Source organism: Microbulbifer sp. ALW1 (assembly GCF_009903625.1).
GTDB lineage: Bacteria > Pseudomonadota > Gammaproteobacteria > Pseudomonadales > Cellvibrionaceae > Microbulbifer.
Genome location: NZ_CP047569.1, coordinates 2,339,952 through 2,357,967, shown reverse-complemented (window position 1 = coordinate 2,357,967; position 18,016 = coordinate 2,339,952). Strand labels below are relative to the sequence as shown.

14 protein-coding genes are annotated in these 18,016 nt (G+C 56.0%); 8 read left to right on the top strand and 6 right to left on the bottom strand.

Annotation, left to right across the window (positions count from 1 at the left end):
* Positions 1-387: 387 nt before the first annotated feature.
* The 4 genes from GRX76_RS09730 (at position 388) to GRX76_RS09715 (ending at position 4,987) form a co-directional block, all read left to right on the top strand.
* Positions 388-897, top strand: coding sequence for a hemerythrin domain-containing protein (locus tag GRX76_RS09730; RefSeq protein WP_160153135.1), 510 nt, complete (start codon positions 388-390; stop codon positions 895-897).
* Between the two features lie 161 nt (positions 898-1,058).
* A complete protein-coding gene (locus GRX76_RS09725) occupies positions 1,059-3,062 on the top strand; it encodes an FAD-dependent oxidoreductase (protein ID WP_160153134.1) in 2,004 nt (667 codons plus the stop codon).
* Positions 3,063-4,418: a cytochrome c3 family protein gene (locus GRX76_RS09720; protein WP_160153133.1), complete on the top strand. Its 1,356-nt coding sequence runs from the start codon at positions 3,063-3,065 to the stop codon at positions 4,416-4,418.
* A gap of 20 nt (positions 4,419-4,438) precedes the next feature.
* On the top strand, positions 4,439-4,987 hold the full coding sequence (locus GRX76_RS09715; protein ID WP_160153132.1) for a DUF3365 domain-containing protein: 549 nt from the start codon (positions 4,439-4,441) through the stop codon (positions 4,985-4,987).
* Positions 4,988-5,096: 109 nt separating this feature from the next.
* Here GRX76_RS09715 and GRX76_RS09710 read toward each other — a convergent pair whose 3' ends face one another.
* The gene (locus tag GRX76_RS09710) at positions 5,097-6,683 is read right to left on the bottom strand and encodes a glycosyl hydrolase family 18 protein (RefSeq protein WP_160153131.1); all 1,587 of its coding nucleotides are present in this window, start codon (positions 6,681-6,683) and stop codon (positions 5,097-5,099) included.
* 95 nt (positions 6,684-6,778) lie between these two features.
* The gene (locus GRX76_RS09705) at positions 6,779-9,649 is read right to left on the bottom strand and encodes a glycosyl hydrolase family 18 protein (RefSeq protein ID WP_160153130.1); all 2,871 of its coding nucleotides are present in this window, start codon (positions 9,647-9,649) and stop codon (positions 6,779-6,781) included.
* Between the two features lie 790 nt (positions 9,650-10,439).
* On the opposite strand from GRX76_RS09705, the gene GRX76_RS09700 reads away from it, so the two are divergent.
* Positions 10,440-10,706 carry a hypothetical protein gene (locus GRX76_RS09700; RefSeq protein ID WP_160153129.1) on the top strand — a complete coding sequence of 89 codons (267 nt, stop codon included), beginning with the start codon at positions 10,440-10,442 and terminating at the stop codon, positions 10,704-10,706.
* A gap of 42 nt (positions 10,707-10,748) precedes the next feature.
* Here GRX76_RS09700 and GRX76_RS09695 read toward each other — a convergent pair whose 3' ends face one another.
* Positions 10,749-10,961, bottom strand: a complete 213-nt coding sequence (locus tag GRX76_RS09695; RefSeq protein ID WP_160153128.1) for a DUF3820 family protein — start codon at positions 10,959-10,961, stop codon at positions 10,749-10,751.
* Positions 10,962-11,178: 217 nt separating this feature from the next.
* Between GRX76_RS09695 and GRX76_RS09690 the strand changes: the two genes are divergently transcribed.
* Positions 11,179-13,488 (top strand): S46 family peptidase, encoded by a 2,310-nt coding sequence (locus GRX76_RS09690; RefSeq protein WP_160153127.1) that lies wholly within the window; start codon positions 11,179-11,181, stop codon positions 13,486-13,488.
* 47 nt (positions 13,489-13,535) lie between these two features.
* On the opposite strand, the gene GRX76_RS09685 is transcribed toward GRX76_RS09690, so the two are convergent.
* The 3 genes from GRX76_RS09685 to dcd are packed head-to-tail and all read right to left on the bottom strand — an operon-like array spanning position 13,536 to position 15,531.
* Positions 13,536-13,721 (bottom strand): hypothetical protein, encoded by a 186-nt coding sequence (locus GRX76_RS09685; protein WP_160153126.1) that lies wholly within the window; start codon positions 13,719-13,721, stop codon positions 13,536-13,538.
* 11 nt (positions 13,722-13,732) lie between these two features.
* Positions 13,733-14,938 carry an NAD(P)/FAD-dependent oxidoreductase gene (locus GRX76_RS09680; RefSeq protein WP_160153125.1) on the bottom strand — a complete coding sequence of 402 codons (1,206 nt, stop codon included), beginning with the start codon at positions 14,936-14,938 and terminating at the stop codon, positions 13,733-13,735.
* 23 nt (positions 14,939-14,961) lie between these two features.
* Positions 14,962-15,531 carry a dCTP deaminase gene (gene dcd / locus GRX76_RS09675; RefSeq protein WP_160153124.1) on the bottom strand — a complete coding sequence of 190 codons (570 nt, stop codon included), beginning with the start codon at positions 15,529-15,531 and terminating at the stop codon, positions 14,962-14,964.
* Positions 15,532-15,726: 195 nt separating this feature from the next.
* Between dcd and imuA the strand changes: the two genes are divergently transcribed.
* Together imuA and GRX76_RS09665 are read left to right on the top strand one after the other, a co-directional pair.
* Entirely contained in the window at positions 15,727-16,434 is a 708-nt protein-coding gene (gene imuA, locus GRX76_RS09670; protein WP_160153123.1) for a translesion DNA synthesis-associated protein ImuA, read from the top strand.
* A 26-nt stretch (positions 16,435-16,460) separates the two neighbouring features.
* Positions 16,461-17,990, top strand: coding sequence for a DNA polymerase Y family protein (locus tag GRX76_RS09665; protein WP_160153122.1), 1,530 nt, complete (start codon positions 16,461-16,463; stop codon positions 17,988-17,990).
* Positions 17,991-18,016 lie beyond the last annotated feature (26 nt).

Here is an 18,016-nt window from a genome sequence, read left to right as displayed (position 1 = left end):
CACCACCTCGAAAGGTACCTTCGTACCAATAGACGCCCCCTCCCTTTATATTTGCCCTGCCTCTGTCTTTGTTCCTTTCTATCTACTCAATCTGCCTTTGCGCCTAGTCACCTTTACACGCCTCGATATGCCCTTCTTTCCAGTCTCTAGTTAGAACGGTTGTTATCAATTAGCCCACTATTGTGGAAAAACCTTTCCGCTTTCTTTACTGGCGCTATTCTCGCCCAAAGAAAATTGTGACAAAATTCTCACAACAACTAATAAATCGGAAATTATTCCCAAAAAAACAGTTTAAATCACGCCCGGGCGCGGCAAAATTCCTACTCCCCTTTATCTGTGATAAAGCCACAACAACATTCAGATAAACCCGATAAAAGGCTCTCGACTATGTTCCGCATTTTTTCCGGCAAATCCCGTAGCAACACGCCTGCTACTGCCCGCAACGCCTCAGGCAGCGGACAAGGGCGTACCATCAGCTATGACCCATCCCTAATTAACGCACTGAAAAGTGATCACCATGAGCTTATCGGGATTTTCCAGCGGATCTGGTCAGAGGGGTATGAAAGACAGGACTTTCGCAAAGTTGCCGAACTGCTCAAAGCCTTTAAATCCACATTTCAGGCGCACCTGATCAAAGAGAATGTCAGCTTCTATGTGTACCTGGAGCAATCGCTCGACAACGATTCGCACACGCTGCAAATTGTTAAGGATTTTCGCAGCGATATGAATGACATCGCGAATGCCGTAGTGCAGTTCTGTAAGCGCTATTCGAGAGACGTTTTTACCGGCGATATGCTGATGGACTTCAAGCAGGATTACGAAAAAATTGGGGAAGCGCTAACCCGCAGGGTTTCACTGGAGGAGCGGGAGCTCTACACGCTTTACCACGCGTCCTGATCCAGCAATATCCAACTGTTGACCGCTTAGCGGCCCCCGACTCCCCTCAGTGATACCCGTGGGATTCGGATTGATACCAAGAAAAATAACAAAAGCAGGCTTGATGATGACTCGAGGGAAGACCCGGATTTCGGGTGTATGGATGTACTCGGGGGGTATTTGTGGCTGAAACCGCTGATTTAACACGGCAAGCGTCACTAAAGTCCCATACGGAATGGCAGCCGGAATACCCGGTATATGTCATCGTCGGTGCTGGCCCGGTCGGTGTCCGCTGCGCACAGCGATTACTGGAATACAGCAGTGACGCTCAGGTAGTGCTGTTCGGTGCTGAAAATGAAGCGCCATATAACCGGGTTCGTCTTTCTCAATATTTATCCTGTGAACTCTCGCTGGAAGAAATCGGCAACCCCGTCCAACGGGAGTCCAGTGGGCGCCTGACCGAATATCACAATCGCCCGGCGACTCGTATTGACCGGAGTGCTCGGCTGGTCATTGACGAAGACGGCAACACCCAGCCCTACACCAAGCTGATACTGGCCACCGGTTCACGGCCTCTGGTTCCAGAGATTCCCGGGGCGCACCTAAATAGCATCATCCCCTTCCGCAACTTACGCGACGCCCGTGACCTAGCCGCACTCCGCGACCACAGCCAGACAATTATCGTGGTCGGTGCCGGCGCCCTCGGGCTGGAAGCCGCTGCCGCACTCAAAACACCCAAGAACAAAGTGGTATTGCTGGCACGCGCGGGTCTGCTGGGGGGGCAACTCAGTAATACTTCAGAAAACTACCTGAAATCTGCACTGACTACGCTCCAAATCGAACTGATAACGGAAGTGCAGATTAGTGCCTTTGAGGGAGATAGCGCGGTAGAGCGCGTTCTGCTTTCCAATGGAGAAAGCCTGAGCACCGATGCGGTCGTACTGTGTACGGGTATCACGCCAGAAGTGACACTGGCACAGAACTGCGGACTGAAAACCGGTCGCGGCATCCAGGTTTCCCCCTATATGGAAACCAACGATCCGGATATTTATGCCATCGGCGAGTGCGCGGAATATGACAGCCGTATCTATCAGTTGGTGCGCCCCGGCTTCGAGCAGGCGGAAATCTGCAGCCAGCACATTTGCAGCGCCTCCCCCGGCCCCTACGAGGGCAGCCGTGCCGACATTGAACTCAAGGTTGCGCATATCCCCTGCACTCTGCTCGGACAGACCGCACCTGACGCCTATGATCAGATTACCGTATACCGGTTTGAAAACCGCTTTCGGGGGCTTTGTCGGGAGCTGTATCTAAATCACGGGGCACTTGTGGGCGCCATTATTATTGGCCCCTGGGATGAGAGACTGCGAGTCAGTGAGGCGATCACTGATGGCGAACACCTGTCCACCAAAGCGCTGAACAAGTTTGAGCAGGAAGGCTATCTCTGGCAGTCACAGGTCAACCAGAGTATCAAACAACAACCGGACAACTATCTCGTATGCCAATGTAATGGTGTCAGTAAAGGCGAACTGTGCACAGCCATCGCCAACGGCAAGCGCACAATACAGGACCTCGAGATTGAAACCAGAGCGGGCTCGGTCTGCGGCAGTTGCCGGCCGATTATGGCGGAGTTACTCGATACGCCGGCACCCAATCTGGTTATGCGCCATGCAAATGGCATTCTGCTAATTTCACTCTTGTCACTGGTATTGATTGCTCTGGCCGCAGTGGTGCCAGCCCCGAATGTCAGTGATAGCGTGCAGGTAAACTGGTATCTGAAAAATCTCTGGTACGACAACTTCTGGAAACAGGTAAGCGGCTACACCCTGCTGGCACTTTGCCTGCTCACGGCAAGCCTCAGCCTGCGAAAGCGCTGGATAAAGCACAATCTTGGCCACCTCGATCACTGGCGCTACTTCCACAGCATTATCGGCTGTGTCGCGCTCGTAGCACTTATTGTCCACACCGGTTTTCGCCTGGGAGAGAATCTCAACTTTGTATTGATTCTGGTTTTTCTCGCGGCCACCTGTACCGGCTCCCTGGTAGGCGTATTCATGGCACGCAACCATCACTGGACAGACCTCAAGCTTCGTGAGCATCGAAAATGGTGGTCGCGGGTACATTACGCACTCCTGTGGGCGCTACCGGTTCTGCTCTTCTACCATATTCTCGCCGTGTATTACTTTTAGATGAAAAACTATAAATTCAAGTTCTGGCATTACGGCCTTTTGCTGACCCTGCTGGCGGTTGCGCTCATCACATACAACCTTGAGGCCTCGGACAAGTCCTATTTTCTGAGTGGCGAAACAAGCCACGGTCACCATCAGGTCGAAATGGCCTGTAGCAGCTGTCATGGAGACGGCTTCGCAGGCCAGGACTTTATCCAGCAGGCCTGCCTCAATTGCCATCAAGAGGAACTGCTGGAAGCGGATGATAGCCACCCCAGAAAAAAGTTCCTCGACCCGCGCAATGCGGGGTTGCTTAACCATCTGGATGCCCGGCTTTGCGTTAGCTGCCATACAGAGCACAAACCAGAAATCACCCACGACATGGGCGTAACCCTGGCCGGAGACTTTTGCGTTCACTGCCATAGCGATATTGCAGAGAATCGCCCCAATCATGCCGGGTTCGGCTTTGAGACCTGCGCCAGTGCCGGTTGCCACAACTACCACGACAACCGCTACCTCTACGAGGATTTTCTGATTGCACAGATGGACTCGCAGGACTTGCTGCCGGGAGGCAAGCTTCCGGAACGGTCCGCTCTTGCCCGCTGGCAAAGTACGCACCCCGAGAGTATGCCCCTCAGCATTGACGACGCCGACCTCAATCCACAGGAATTTTCCCTGGATATCACATCGGAAACACTGGCGAATATTCACCGCGACTGGTCTTCCAGCATTCATGCACAAACGGAAACCAACTGTCGTCAATGCCATGTCGATGGGCGCTTGCAATTCACCAGTGCAGAAATTGTGAATGTGTGCGGTAACTGCCATGAAGCGCAGCGTGACAAGTTCACCCAGGGCAAACACGGACTTCGTCTGTCTGCCAAGCTACCAGCGTCATTCAGGGAGAACACCGGAGCCATGACACCGGTAGAAGCCCATGTTGCGATGAAAGAATCCGCAAACGCCGAACTCAACTGCACCAGCTGTCATCAGGCACATGCGATAAATACACGCTACGCCGCGGTTGAGGCATGCCTTGGGTGCCACAATGACGAACACAGCCTGGCCTACCGCGCATCGGCACACTTCGATACCTGGCAGAAAGACGCCTCTGGCGGGGTAAGCTGCGCCAGTTGTCACCTGCCGCGGGAGTTACACAATGGGGAGTTACTGGTAAACCATAACCAGAATCACAATCTTCGTCCCAATGAAAAAATGCTGCCTGTTTGCCTGAACTGCCACGGCGCTGAATTTGCAATTGCAGCACTGGCGGACAGGCAACAAATAGAAAGAAATTTCAGCGTGCCCCCATCAAAAGGACATGAAACATTCAAGCTGATACGTGAACGAATTGCCAAAATAAAATCCAGCAAGTAATCCCATCAGGAGGGGAAATCATGCGTACTCGTGCCTTTGTTTTAGCTATCGCCGCAGCGCTTTCAGGCTGTGGAGAAAAAGCCGGTATCGAACCTCAGCGAATGGCTGACGCCATTTTTGCAGTAATCGAAGCAGACCGTGCCAGTTACACCAATTTTGTCGTCAACCGCCTGCAGAACGAAGAGAAGGTAATCAAAGCGGATGAGCACTGGAAAGACAATCAGGCACTCCCCCTCCCCGCGCAAATGATGCGTATGGGTGCAGAACGGGTCGCGGAACAAGAGGCCGGATTCAATTATGCCCTGCTCTCCCAGTGGGCCATCAACAAGCAGAACAAGCCTCGTACAGACCTCGAGCGCCAGGGCCTGTCGTTTATTGTCGATAATCCGGGGCAGAATTTTTACGGCACCGAAACGTTGGGCGACACCGAGTACTTCACGGCGATTTATCCGGATGTCGCTGTCTCTCCCGCCTGTGTTAGCTGCCACAACGATCACGTCGACAGCCCGCGCAAAGACTTCGAGCTGGGTCAGACCATGGGTGGCGTGGTGATTCGTTTCCCGATGTAAGTGACGCGACAGAAACGAAGAGCTGGTCAACCGTGAATTAAGCGAACTGACCTGAAAAAAAGGGGACGCTTTTCAGCGTCCCCTTTTTTGTTTTTCCGCAGTGTAATTCTCAGGGCAGATTGTGGACATGGCTGCCCACAGGACCCGAGAAGATACCACCGTCGTTCATATCCCAGTTGATGGACCAGGTCATCACGCCATTGAAGCTCGGGTATGCCTGACTGGGCGTCAAGGTGCCACAGTTCAGCTGTTGCGTCAGACAGTCCAGAGCCCGGTTGATATCCGCCGTCGTGGCAAAGCCACTCCCCGCAGCGCGCGGGCCTGAGGGCAGTGCCAGACCGACCTGATCCGGGCGCAAACCTTCAAAGAAGCCGGCATTGCCGTAACCCAGTGGGAAGCCTTCGATCAGCATCAGTGCCGAAGACACCATCATATCCACCGAGCCCGCCGCGTAGGCCGCCCCTTGATAAGGCGTAGCCAGACCGCCATTGTTGTACAGCTGCACATGCAGCAGATCCAGCTCGTTGCGCAACTGGTCAATCATCGGCAGATAGGCGCCCCAGATACCGGTATAGGACACATAGCCACCCTGCACATAGGGATGCTCCGGTGCCATGGACAGGTACATGTTCGGGTATTGCTGCTTCAGCTGCTTGACCGCATCCACCATGTTCTGGATGACCGGTGCACCGTGCATGACGCCCGCGCCGGATTCCAGGTCTATATCAATACCGTCGAAGCCATACTCGTCGATCATCGCCGCAGTACTGGCAACAAAATTAGCCACATTCTCTGGCGTGTTCAGAGTCACGGTACCTTTCTCACCTCCGTAAGAGGCAATCACGATTTTACCCGCTGCGCGCTTGGCCGCGATGTCAGCGATAAACTGCTGCTTGTCGAGCCCCGGATCCAGGTTGAATGCAATATTGCCGTTGCCCGCGTCGTCCACGAAAGCCACTACGATCACGTCCCACACATCGGAAACTTCGCTGATGCGATACAGGCCGGAACCATTGTCGAAGTTGTGCCAGTAACCTACCAGGGCATGTTTCGGCAGTAATCCACTATTGCCACCGGAAGAACTACCACCCGAAGAGCTGGAAGAGCCGGAGCCACTCGAGGACGAGCTGGAACCACCGCTGGAGGAGCTACTGGACGAAGAGCTGCCACAGTCACCAACCTGACTCCAGGCGTCTTCCCAGTGAGCCCCCTCACCCGGCGCATAAGCCCAGGCGGCATTGGAAGAGCACCAGCCGGCGATATTGCACTGGAATTCCAGGCCAACGTTTTGTACCAGCTGCCCAGCAACGTAGCCGGTGCCAGCAACATATTGCACGGAAGTACAGGAGCCGCCGCCGGAACCGCCACTCGAGCTCGAAGAGCTGGATGACGAGCTGGAAGAAGAGCTAGAGGAGCTCGAAGAAGAACTGGAGGAGGAACTGGAGGAAGAGCTCGACGAAGAACTGCCATCGCAAGCGCCATCGTATTTCCAGTGTGCCCAGGTTCCGGAGTGTGTTACCGGATCATTGTTTTGCGTCCAGTAATTTGCGGTGTAAGCGTTGCCCAGATGCTGGACCGGATTACCGCCCACATAGATGGCGCTGGCTTCCCAATCCGGGCGCGCACTACAGTCAACTGCCGCCGCCTCGAACGAAAGTAGCCCGATAGCAAACAGGCTCAGTAATTGCCTTTTCATAGGGTTTTCCTAAGTTATTTTTCTAGGGAATGGTCGGAAACAACGTCGAAAAGAACAGAGGGCGCCTTGGCGCCCTCTGTTTACTGCTTTAGTACTTAGTTACAAGTCGCGTCACCGATCTCTTCCCAATCGGAAGAGACGCCCGGCTCGCTTTGAGTCCACCACTTGGCACGGTAGCGCTTGCCGTTGTGGTTTACTTCATCACCACCGCTGTAGGCAGTGCTGGCATTCCAGGGCACTTCTACGTCGCTGATGAGTTTCCAGTCCGCCGAGCTGAAACCAGGCTCTTGCTGGGTCCAGTATTTGGCTTCCCATACCAGCTGGTCGTAGCTCACCTGGTCACCGCTCAGGTAAACGCCGGACTGCCACGCCGGGTAAGTACCCGCGCTCGGATCGATAAGCTCACAGCCACCGCCGCCAGTGCTGTTGGTCACCAGTACAGAAACATCGGCGCTGGCAGAATCGAGGCCATCGCTGACGGTAACAGTCAGGGTGAAGGTCGTATCCTGCTCAACCTGCGGCGCGGTTACGGTAATACTTTCACCGGAGCCTGTTTCCATACCACTCCAGGTGTAGGTAAGTGTATCGCCGTCGGCATCGGTACCAGTTGCAGTGATGGTGCTGCTGGCACCTTCCGCAATGGTGACGCTCGGCGCTACAGATACTTCCGGGGGCGTATTCGCGTCTTCAGGCAGCAGGAAGATACTGACTTGATCCGGGGTATCGTCACTCAGGGTGCCATCGCTGACCGTCAGTGCAAACACCAGGACTTCCTCCGCGCTCACTGCGGCTGCAGAGAAGCTCGGGCTGGCAGAAGTACTATCACTCAAAGTGACCGAAGTACCCTGAACCTGGGTCCAGCTGTACGTCAGCGCATCGCCGTCCGGGTCACTGGAACCAGTGCCGTTCAGGGTTACGGTGGCCGGGGTCACAACCATTTGATCGTCACCCGCATGAGCGCTGGGCGCACGGTTGGGCTGATCCGCCAGTACGTTGATGGAAACCTGGTCGCTGCTGCTGGCATTGCTGTCGTCAGTAACCGTCAGCTCGAATACCAGTTCTTCATCAGCGGTAACGCTCGGTGCCGCGAAGCTGGCGCTAACACTGCTCGCGTTCTGCAGGGTTACGTTGCTACCGGAAACCTGAACCCAGCTGTAGGTCAGGGGATCATTATCCAGGTCGCTGGATGTGCTGCCGTCGAGCGTTACAGTGACGCCACCATCCACGGTCTGATCACCACCGGCGCGCGCGGTCGGGGTGCGGTTGTTCTGACCGTCACCGTGGCCGAGGCTCTCGTGCATGGCATTCAGGATGTCGCCGTTGTCCGCGTCAATCTCCCAGGAGAAAAGACCGGCCAGGTTTTTGGACTGCACATAGGCACCTTTGGCCAGTACCGAACGATGGTTATCGTAAGTGATCAGATCGCCGGTGCTCGGCTTGAACATGTAAGGCGCTTCGGCAGTTGCGTCGTAGTACTCTTCCCACTCACCGGTCGCCAGGCGGCCAACGATATCGCGGTAGTCCACAACACCGGCTTCCCAGGTACCGGCCACTTTGCCGGTGGCAGTACCGGTCATGTGGTCGTTACCGGTCCAGCCGGAAACACCGGTCCAGCCGCGGCCGTACATGGCGGCACCGACAACCAATTTACCCGGATCCACCCCCAGGCCCAGCAGGTTTTGGATGCCATTGTCCGAAGTGTAATCGGTATCCGGTCTCCAGGCCGGCGCATAGAGCGCGGTCTGATGGCCGAGAACATCGTTGCTCCAGCCGCCGTAGAAGTCGTAAGTCATTACGAAGAAGTAATCCATGTACTGCTGTACATTCGCGTAATCCACGTCTTCGATTTTGTCAGCGCCGGCACCAATCGCGGAAGTCAGCTCGTATTCGCGGCCGGTTTCCTGCTCGAGGTTATCCAGCATTGCGCGCAGGTCGCGCATCAGCAGGCGATAAGTTTCGCCATCGATAGCGGCATCACCCAGGTTGGGGTTGGCTCCCTGGCCGCCCGGGTATTCCCAGTCGATATCCACACCGTCGAAGAATTTCCAGGTGCGAACAAATTCTTCAACGGAGTCCACGAAGGTTTTACGCTTTGCGGCATCGCTGAAGAAATAGAAGGGATCGGACAAGGTCCAGCCGCCGATGGAAGGCAGGATTTTCAGGTCCGGATAGGCCTGCTTCAGGGCCATTAGCTGACCGAAGTTCCCTTTGTAGGGGTCGGAATAAGCCTGGCCTGCCTGGGATTTTTGCACCGCGGCAAACGGGTCGTGCAGTGAAACCTTGAAGTCCTCACGGCCGGAGCAGGAGCGCTGCAGCGCGGCAAAGCTGCCTTCAATTTCTTTCAGGCTGTCGTTAATGCCGTCGCCACCACAGATGGGTACAAAACCGTAAATGATGTGGGTCAGGTTATAGGCAGGAATCATGTCTACGGAGAACTTGCGCCCGTAAACGCCCCACTCCACAAAGTAAGTACCAACAACCGAGTTGCTGCTGTTGGTGTAAGGCTGGTTGTTCTCACCAGCGGTCAGGGTAATCGGATCCAGGTGGCTACCGTCGGTATCCGCAACCACGATGTTGGTTGCTGCAGAGGTTGCACAACCATTGTCATTACACAGGGCGACCTGGAGTGCGTACTGGCCACCCTGGCTTACTTGCAAAGTCGCAGTGCCAGTCTGGGTTTCGCCACCGGTGAGACTCTGCTCGAGTACTACCTGACCATTCAGCAGGTACTGGGCGCTGGTCGCCGGTTCACCGGACCACTTGGACCAGGAAACAGGAACTTCCGCGTAATCATTGACGGTCAGCAGCTGCTCGTAAGCAGTGGCCGCATCGTCCACCTCGATAATTCCGAAGCTGGTTTCCATCCAGTCGATGGTGGGTGCGCCGGGCGCTGCGATGGCTGAGGAACTGGCGAGGCCGAGCGCCAGGAGTGCGCGGCGCCAGTGGCTTGGAGTGAGCCCTTTCATTGATGTTCACCTTGTCGTTATCTTTTATGGGTAAGGGTCTATCAATGAGAGCAGCGTCTTGTGTTCCGCCATACCTCGACGGGCTTCGCTGCCCCCGATTGAACGGCATTCAACTGCTTATGCCGGTACATCTGTTACTTCAGTGTTCAACAACCTCTTGAACAGGTACCTCTGGATCGCCCGTTTGTGGCCCGGGCCAATGACACCGCTGTCATTTTTAATAATAAATTGACAGCGGTGTCATTACTTTTTCACGATACTCCGTTAGGGAGGTTTTTGACCAGCCCCCTGAGGCAGTCTTGAGAGGTGAGTCACATGAAGAAATCAGTTTATGGCGGGAAAAATATCTTATTGTGCTAAGCAGTACCGCTGTTCCAGGCCCCAATCACCGAAAAGAGAGCACCGAAAAGAATACGAAAGCTAACCAAAAAACGAAAGCGGCCGACATAGCATCGGCCGCCTCTGCCCCATTTACCCAATCAAGCTGACTGAAACTTCCCGCTGTTCGCCTCGCTGAAATCATTTTTCAGACCAGTGGCTACCCGCTGTGGGCCTATTTACGGTCATGTCCAGTCTCGGTTACGGACCGCTTCTTGTTGGCACTCCACCTCGTCTCGCGATGGGGGAGTCTTCCCGGGACAGTTACCAGTGTAGTGTGGGTCCCTCTTCCACCACACTTTCTTCTCATTTTTTAATCATCTGGGGCATTGAGGTTACACACCTGTTGGGAGCCCCTCGGGCGCACCATACACTCCACGAGCAATGTCCGAGCAATGCAAGCGGAGTTTTTATGCAGTTCCGAACAATTAAACGAACAGGTCTGATTTCAACACTGGCTTTCACCCTGGCAACGGTTGGCTGTGCCAATATGAGTGACAGCGATCGCCGTGTTGGTACCGGTATCGGTATTGGTGCGGTAACCGGCGCTCTGGTTACCGGTGATGTAGGTGGTGCCGCGGTTGGCGCCGCTATCGGCGGCGCCAGTGGCTGGCTCTACGATCGCAGCAAGAAAAGACACTACCGCTATGACCGTTACGGTCGCCGTGTCTATCGCTAAGCGTGCCCGATAAACGCTACTACATGAGCCTCCTTCCGAGGCTCATTGTCTTTTCAGGGGTTTAACCAGTCCCTCCAGCCCTTCGATTTTTATCTCAAGGGTTATCGCCATCAGGTGCCCCAGCCTGCCATTGGGAAAACCCTTCTTCGCAAACCACAGCAAATATTCTTCTGGCAAATCAATCAACGGGCGTCCCGCGTATTTGCCAAATGGCATGGGCATACGAGCAATATCCACCAAATCCTGCTTTTCCAATCCAATACCCTGTAACAAATTTCATTGGCAGCCATTCTACACCGGACGGCCCATAGCTCCTCTCTACGCCGCCCTGCACCCCAGGCATTTTCTCTATCGCAATACTTATGAGAGTATCTAAACCACTGGGTTTCAGGGCGATTGATGTCCAGCCTCGAAACCCGTACATTTTTTGAACATGGCGCGGTAACTTCCGCGTAACGTTGAAGGATTCACAGTGAAACATAACGACAAATATCTACCGCCATCTCTCGGAAAGGTGTTCGGTCTTTCTCTCAGCATTGCCCTGCTGACCGCCTGTGGTAAACCGGCAGAAAACACCCAAGTCACAGCGAAAGCCGATACCGCAGCGGAAGCCCCTGCCTCCGATACGGCCACCGTTTCCACCGAAGGCATGTGGATGCCGCGCCAGCTGCCGGAACTGGGTGACAAACTGAAAGAGCTCGGCCTGGAGCTGGATCCGAAAACCATGACGGATCTGACCAAATTCCCGATGAATGCCGTAGTGAGCCTTGGCGGCTGCTCCGCATCCTTCGTCTCTCCGCAGGGCCTGGTTGCCACCAATCACCACTGCGCCTATGGCTCCATTTCCTACAACTCCACCGAAGACAACGACCTGCTGGCCAACGGCTTCCTCGCCAAAACCCTGGAAGAAGAACTGCCCGCAGCTCCCGGCTCCCGTATCTACGTTACCGTGGATATGCAGGAAGTCACCGACAAAGTGAAGAGCAAGCTCAGCGATGACATGGATGGAGCCACCCGCTTCAAGGCCATCGAAGACGCCGAGAAAGCCCTGGTGGCCGATTGTGAAGCCGATCCCGGTCACCGCTGTGAGGTTTACAGCTATTACGGCGGTGCCAGCTACTACCTGATCAAGCAGCTGGCTATCCGTGACGTGCGTCTGGTACATGCACCCGCTGCCTCCATCGGCAAATTCGGTGGCGACATTGACAACTGGATGTGGCCGCGCCATACCGGCGACTACTCCTTCCTGCGCGCCTATGTGGGCCCGGACGGCAAGCCCGCCGACTTCGCCAAAGACAATGTGCCCTACAAGCCCAAGCACCACCTGAAAGTCGCCACCGAAGGTCCGAAGGAAGGCGATTACGTGATGGTTGCCGGCTACCCCGGCCGCACCAACCGCTACCGCACCGCGGAAGAAGTCAGCAACAACTTCAGCTGGTACTACCCCACCATGCAGAAAGTACTCGCGGAATGGTCTGAAGTGATCGGCAGTGCCACCGAGAACAACAAGGACGCCGCACTCAAGTACGCAAGCCTGGTTGCCGGCCTCAATAACTACTCGAAAAACTTCACCGGCATGATGGAAGGCTACAACCGCAGCGACCTGCTCCAGCGCAAACAGCAGCTGGAAAAAGACCTGCAAGCCTGGATCGAAGCCAACCCGGAGTCCAAGAAGAAATACTCCTCGGTAATTTCTGACCTGCAGCAGCTGATTGCAGAAGAGCAGTCCACCCAGGAACGCGACCTGCTGCTGGGCTACATGAACCGCTCTGCCATGCTGAGCAGTGCACAGCGCCTCTACCGCCTCAGCCTGGAAAAGCAGAAGCCGAATATGGAGCGCGAGCCCGGCTACCAGGAGCGCGATATGACCCGCTTTAGCGAGAGCATGAAGCGCATCGAGCGTAACTTCGAGCCGACCGTGGACCAGGCCATCTGGACCTACTTCCTCGAGCGCTACAACGCCCTGCCCCAGGACCAGCACCTGAAAAGCTTCGACGGCTTCTTTGCCGGCGAGCTGAGTGGCGATGCCCTGCAGCAGAAGCTCGCGGCCATGTATGAAAAAACCGGTCTCACCGACACCGAAACCCGCCTCGCGTGGATGGAAAAATCGCCGGAAGACTTCCGCAACAGCGACGATCCCTTCATCCAACTGGCCGTGGCCACCTATGACGACCGCTTCGCCATCGAGCAGCGCGACAAAGCCATGTCTGGTCGCTTCGCAGAGCTTCGCCCGCAGTACATGGACCTGCTGATTGCCTACTACAACGAGCAGGGCAAACCCGTTTACCCGGATGCCAACAGCTCCCTGCGCCTGACTTACGGCCTGGTAAAAGGCTACACCCCGCCCGCCGGCACCATCAAAGGCGCAGCCGATGGCAACGATGGTAAAGACGGCTTTGTACCCTTCACCACCCTGCGCGGTATCGAAGCCAAATACACCGGCGAAGATCCTTTTGACACGCCCCAGGCACAGCTAGACGCGATCAAGAACAAGGACTACGGTCGTTTCTATGATGAGCAACTGGACTCGGTTCCGGTGAACTTCCTGACCACCGTAGACATTACCGGCGGTAACTCAGGCTCTGCCACCATGAACGGCAAAGGCGAGTTTATCGGCCTGGTATTCGACGGTACCTACGACAGTATCAATGCGGACTGGGACTTCAACGACAATACCCGTGCGATTCACGTGGATGTGGAATACATGCTGTGGGTAATGGAGAAGATCGACCACGCCGACAACCTGCTGGAAGAAATGGGTGTTGCTGCACCTAAAGACTGATAGCAAAAGTGAGAAATAAAAAAGCCGGCATATGCCGGCTTTTTTATTTACAGTAATTTGGTCTTGGTTTTCCCGCACCGCTGACAGCGGTATTCGGTTACTAGCTTTCCCTGTTTCACATCAAACTTGCGCTCGGTCACCACCACCCATTTGTGAAAGCCATCGCGACACAGGCTGCTGCCCTTGTGCTTCTCCCAGGCGGTCTTTCTTTTAAACGGTAAAACGTCACCCATAATTTTCTCTCTCAGACCTCAGCGCCAGCCGCATGGGCCGACGCCCAAGCCCACTGAAAATTGTAGCCCCCCAGCCAACCGGTCACGTCTAGCACTTCGCCAACGAAATATAATCCCGGCTGTTTCTGGCTCTCCATGCTGCGCGATGAAACCTCATTGGTATCCACTCCGCCCAGAGTCACTTCCGCGGTGCGGTAGCCTTCGGTTCCCTCGGGCACCAGCTCCCAGGTCTGCAGCTTTTCTCCCACTTCCCGCAGTGCATGTTCGCTGTACTGCTTCAGGGGTTTACTCTCTAGGCCGTTCTTCTGCAGGAAAAACTGCACCAGTTTTTTGCTCCAGAGTTCCGCCAATACTGTATGCAGGTGGCTCTCTGGCTTGCTCCCCCGCTGCTCGCTCAACCACTCGGGAAGATTCAGCCCCGGAGCCAGATCCAGCGCCACTTTCTTACCCTCGCGCCAGTGGCTGGATATCTGCAATATCGCCGGGCCGCTCAGTCCCTTGTGGGTAAACAGCATCTGCTCGTGAAAACCGCCCTGCTCGCAACTGGCGTTCACCGGCAACGACGTTCCCGGTAACTCCTGCTGCCGCGCCAGCGCGCGCTTATTCAGGGTAAAGGGCACCAGTGCCGCACGGGTGGGAATAATGTTATGGCCAAACTGTTTTGCAATTTCATAGCCAAACCCGGTCGCCCCCATGGTAGGAATCGACAGCCCGCCGGTGGCGATTACCAGGGATTCGCACACCACCTTGCCCAGCGAGGTGTGCACCTCAAAGCCTTTTAGTCCGCCCTCTCCCAGCGGCTCGATGCGCTGAATATCGCAGCGGGTCCGGATCTGGGCTTTGGCTTCCCGACATTCGGTTAACAGGAGATCGACAATATCCCGAGACTTGTTATCGCAGAACAGCTGGCCGAGGGTTTTCTCGTGGTAGGGAATTCCGTGCTTTTCCACCAGCGCAATAAAATCCCACTGGGTATAGCGGGCCAGGGCGGATTTACAGAAATGGGGATTTTCGCTGTAGAAATTGTCCGGCGCCGTGTACAGGTTGGTGAAGTTGCAGCGGCCGCCGCCGGACATCAGGATTTTCTTGCCGACTTTGTTGGCGTGATCCAGCACCAGCACACTGCGCCCGCGCTTGCCCGCCACCGCCGCGCACATCAGGCCGGCGGCACCGGCGCCGATGATCAGCACATCGGCCTGGGCGGGAAAATCTGTCATGGCAAAAGGTCGTCAGATAACAATCAGGTCTTCGGCAAAGTGACGCCACGCTGGCCCTGGTATTTGCCACCGCGATCCTTGTAGGACACATCACAGATTTCGTCGGATTCGAAGAACAGCATCTGCGCCACACCTTCATTAGCGTAGATCTTCGCGGGCAGATTGGTGGTGTTGGAGAATTCCAGGGTCACGTGCCCTTCCCACTCCGGCTCCAGTGGCGTCACATTCACAATGATGCCGCAGCGAGCATAGGTAGACTTGCCCAGACAGATGGTCAGTACCGAGCGCGGAATACGGAAGTACTCTACGGTGCGGGCAAGCGCGAAGGAATTGGGCGGAATGACGCAGTAATCGCCAGTGACGTCCACGAAGCTGTCTTCGTCAAAGGCTTTGGGGTCCACGGTCGCCGAATGCACGTTGGTGAAGATCTTGAACTCACTGGCACAGCGCACATCGTAGCCGTAACTGGAGGTGCCGTAGGAGATCAAGCGGTCGCCTGATTCACCGTGGCGTACCTGGCCCGGCTCGAAGGGCTCAATCATCCCCTCATTCTCAGCCATACGACGAATCCACTTATCGGATTTGATGCTCACCCTGTCCCCTCGCTTGTTCAATTCTGGCGGTCATTAAAGAGGCCGAATCATAGCCGGTTTGCCCTGTGCAAAAAAGTGCCAGTCTATCTGGTACGGGCTTGCCGGCACTGGATGACTACTGTATAAATTGCCAGTAGATACTGTATATGCAACCAGTCAACCCCTTGCAGACCGCCAGTGTGGAGCCAACAGATCGTGAACAGCGCCGAAAACTTCATGCAAAACAAGCAGTTAAGTAATCAGACCGAAAATCAGCCCCTGCAGCGGCTACTGACCCGGCCGGATATCTGGCAACTGGCCAACCGCCAGCAGCAGCGCCGCACCGGAATCAGCAGTGGCTATCGCGGTCTCGATGCACTGCTCGCCAATCATGGCTGGCCCCGCGGCGCCACCACCGAGTTTCTGGTCGATAAAGCAGGAATTGGTGAAATGTCCCTCATCCTGCCCACCCTGGCAGAAATGACCCGCCAGGGACGCATGGTGATACTGGTCAACCCACCTCACATACCCTACGCACCGGCACTGGTACAAGCCGGGGTACAGCTGGAAAAACTGCTGATACTGCACCCCCGTGGCCAGCGGGATCAGCTATGGGCCGCAGAACAGTCCCTGCAATCCGGGGCCTGTGGTGCCCTGGTGAACTGGCAGAACAGCGAGACTCCGGCAGACAAGGACCTGCGTCGCCTGCAGATTGCCGCACGCGAGGGCGACTGCCTGCACTTCCACTTCCGCCCCGGTTCCAGCGCCTTGAGCCCCTCCCCCGCCACCCTGCGCCTGCAACTGAAGAGTGATGGCGAGCAGCTGGCGCTGCATCTGCTCAAGCAATTGAACGGTAAATCCGGCCAGCGCATACACCTGGCCCGTAATCCGAGGCTGGTTCGCCGCGACCAGCCGCTGCACTAATTTCAGGCGCAACGGGAGGACAGCACATGCTCTGGCTCTGTATTCAGTTTCCCCGACTGCCATTGGAAGCCCTCACACGCGCCGGGCGCAAAGATAGCGAGAGCACCCCTCTGGCCGTTACCGATGGCAACCTGATCCTGGAGGCCAACGCCACAGGGCATGCACGCAACGTAGCCTCGGGACTGACGATTGCCACTGCCTGCGCCTATTGCCCCGAACTGGAACTGCTGGAACGCGACCTGGAGCGGGAAACCCAACTGTTGCAACAGCTTGCCCAATGGGGCTACAGCTTTACCCCGGTGGTATCCCCGCGCGGCAGTGCGCACCCCGGCGAGAAAAAAGGCAAAAAGAAAGACCAGGGGGATGACGGCCCCGCCTGCCTGTTTCTGGAGCTGAGTGGCAGCCTCAAGGCCAATGGCGGCCTGGCCCCGCTGTTACAACAACTGCGCAAAGAGCTGCGCAAGATGCGTATTAGCCATGTCATGGGCCTGGGCCATAGCCCCAGCGCCGCACACCTGCTGAGCCAGTTACCTGAGCACCGCCTGTGGCTCGAAGAAACCCAGAGCCCCCCCAGCCCGCAGCAGTGGCGCCAGTGGATCAGCTTCGCTCCCAGCAAACTGCTGGACTGTAATAACAAAGCCATCGCCAAGCTCTACGCCTGCGGTATCAAACGGGTCAGCCAGCTCCTGGCCATCCCCCTGTCGGAAGTGGGCAATCGCTTCGGGCGCAGTTTTATCGACTACCTGGCACGCCTGAACGGCACCCGCCCGGACCCGGTACCCAGCTACGAGCCACCCGCAGAGTTTCACAGCGAACTCTTTTTCCCCAGCCCGCTGGATAACAGCGAACAACTTCTGTTTCCCGCCGGACGCCTGGTGCGTGAACTCTGCCGGCAACTACAGCGGCGCCAACTCTACAGCCAGCAATTGTGCTGGGTACTGGACTACGGTAGCCGCGGTAGCCAGCAGGTCAATGTCGAGATTTCCCGACCACTATTTGACCCTCAGCGCCTGATCGCACTTACCAAGCTGCAGCTGGAACGCGTGACACTGCAAGAACCGGTGCAGGCTCTGGCCCTCAAATGCCAGCAGCTGCGGCCACTGGAGAGTCAGACGCTACGTGAAGATTTCTTTGATGAAGGCAGCAAGGTCCACGAGAGCTATCAGCTGATCGACAAACTCAAGGCTCGCCTGGGCCATCAGGCGCTGTCCGGTGTCACCCTCAAGGAGAGTTATCTCCCTGAACAGGCCTGGCAGAGTGCCGACAGCCTCAGCCTCCACAGCCGCCCCCGCGGCCACAACCTGCATCCGGTCAACGCCCCCCGTCCAAGCTGGCTGCTGCCACGACCAGACAGAATCCAGCAGCGCGATCACAAACTCTTTTACGATGGCGAGCTGCAATTGCTTCAGGGGCCAGAACGTATCGACGGTTACTGGTGGCAGCACCATCGCCATGCCCGCGATTACTACATCGCCCGCAGCGAGCTGGGGAGCCTCTACTGGGTGTTTCAGGACCTGACATCCGAAGACTGGTTTCTCCACGGGGTCTATTCCTGACACCCCCTCTGCACCTCAGAAGTACC

What these genes read in the sequence shown, in the direction of transcription:
- GRX76_RS09730 (WP_160153135.1), top strand. Translation starts at nt 388, where the DNA reads ATGTTCCGCATTTTTTCCGGCAAATCCCGTAGCAACACGCCTGCTACT.
- GRX76_RS09700 (WP_160153129.1), top strand. Translation starts at nt 10,440, where the DNA reads ATGCAGTTCCGAACAATTAAACGAACAGGTCTGATTTCAACACTGGCT.
- GRX76_RS09680 (WP_160153125.1), bottom strand. Translation starts at nt 14,938, where the DNA reads ATGACAGATTTTCCCGCCCAGGCCGATGTGCTGATCATCGGCGCCGGT.
- GRX76_RS09710 (WP_160153131.1), bottom strand. Translation starts at nt 6,683, where the DNA reads ATGAAAAGGCAATTACTGAGCCTGTTTGCTATCGGGCTACTTTCGTTC.
- GRX76_RS09705 (WP_160153130.1), bottom strand. Translation starts at nt 9,649, where the DNA reads ATGAAAGGGCTCACTCCAAGCCACTGGCGCCGCGCACTCCTGGCGCTC.
- GRX76_RS09665 (WP_160153122.1), top strand. Translation starts at nt 16,461, where the DNA reads ATGCTCTGGCTCTGTATTCAGTTTCCCCGACTGCCATTGGAAGCCCTC.
- GRX76_RS09720 (WP_160153133.1), top strand. Translation starts at nt 3,063, where the DNA reads ATGAAAAACTATAAATTCAAGTTCTGGCATTACGGCCTTTTGCTGACC.
- GRX76_RS09685 (WP_160153126.1), bottom strand. Translation starts at nt 13,721, where the DNA reads ATGGGTGACGTTTTACCGTTTAAAAGAAAGACCGCCTGGGAGAAGCAC.
- GRX76_RS09715 (WP_160153132.1), top strand. Translation starts at nt 4,439, where the DNA reads ATGCGTACTCGTGCCTTTGTTTTAGCTATCGCCGCAGCGCTTTCAGGC.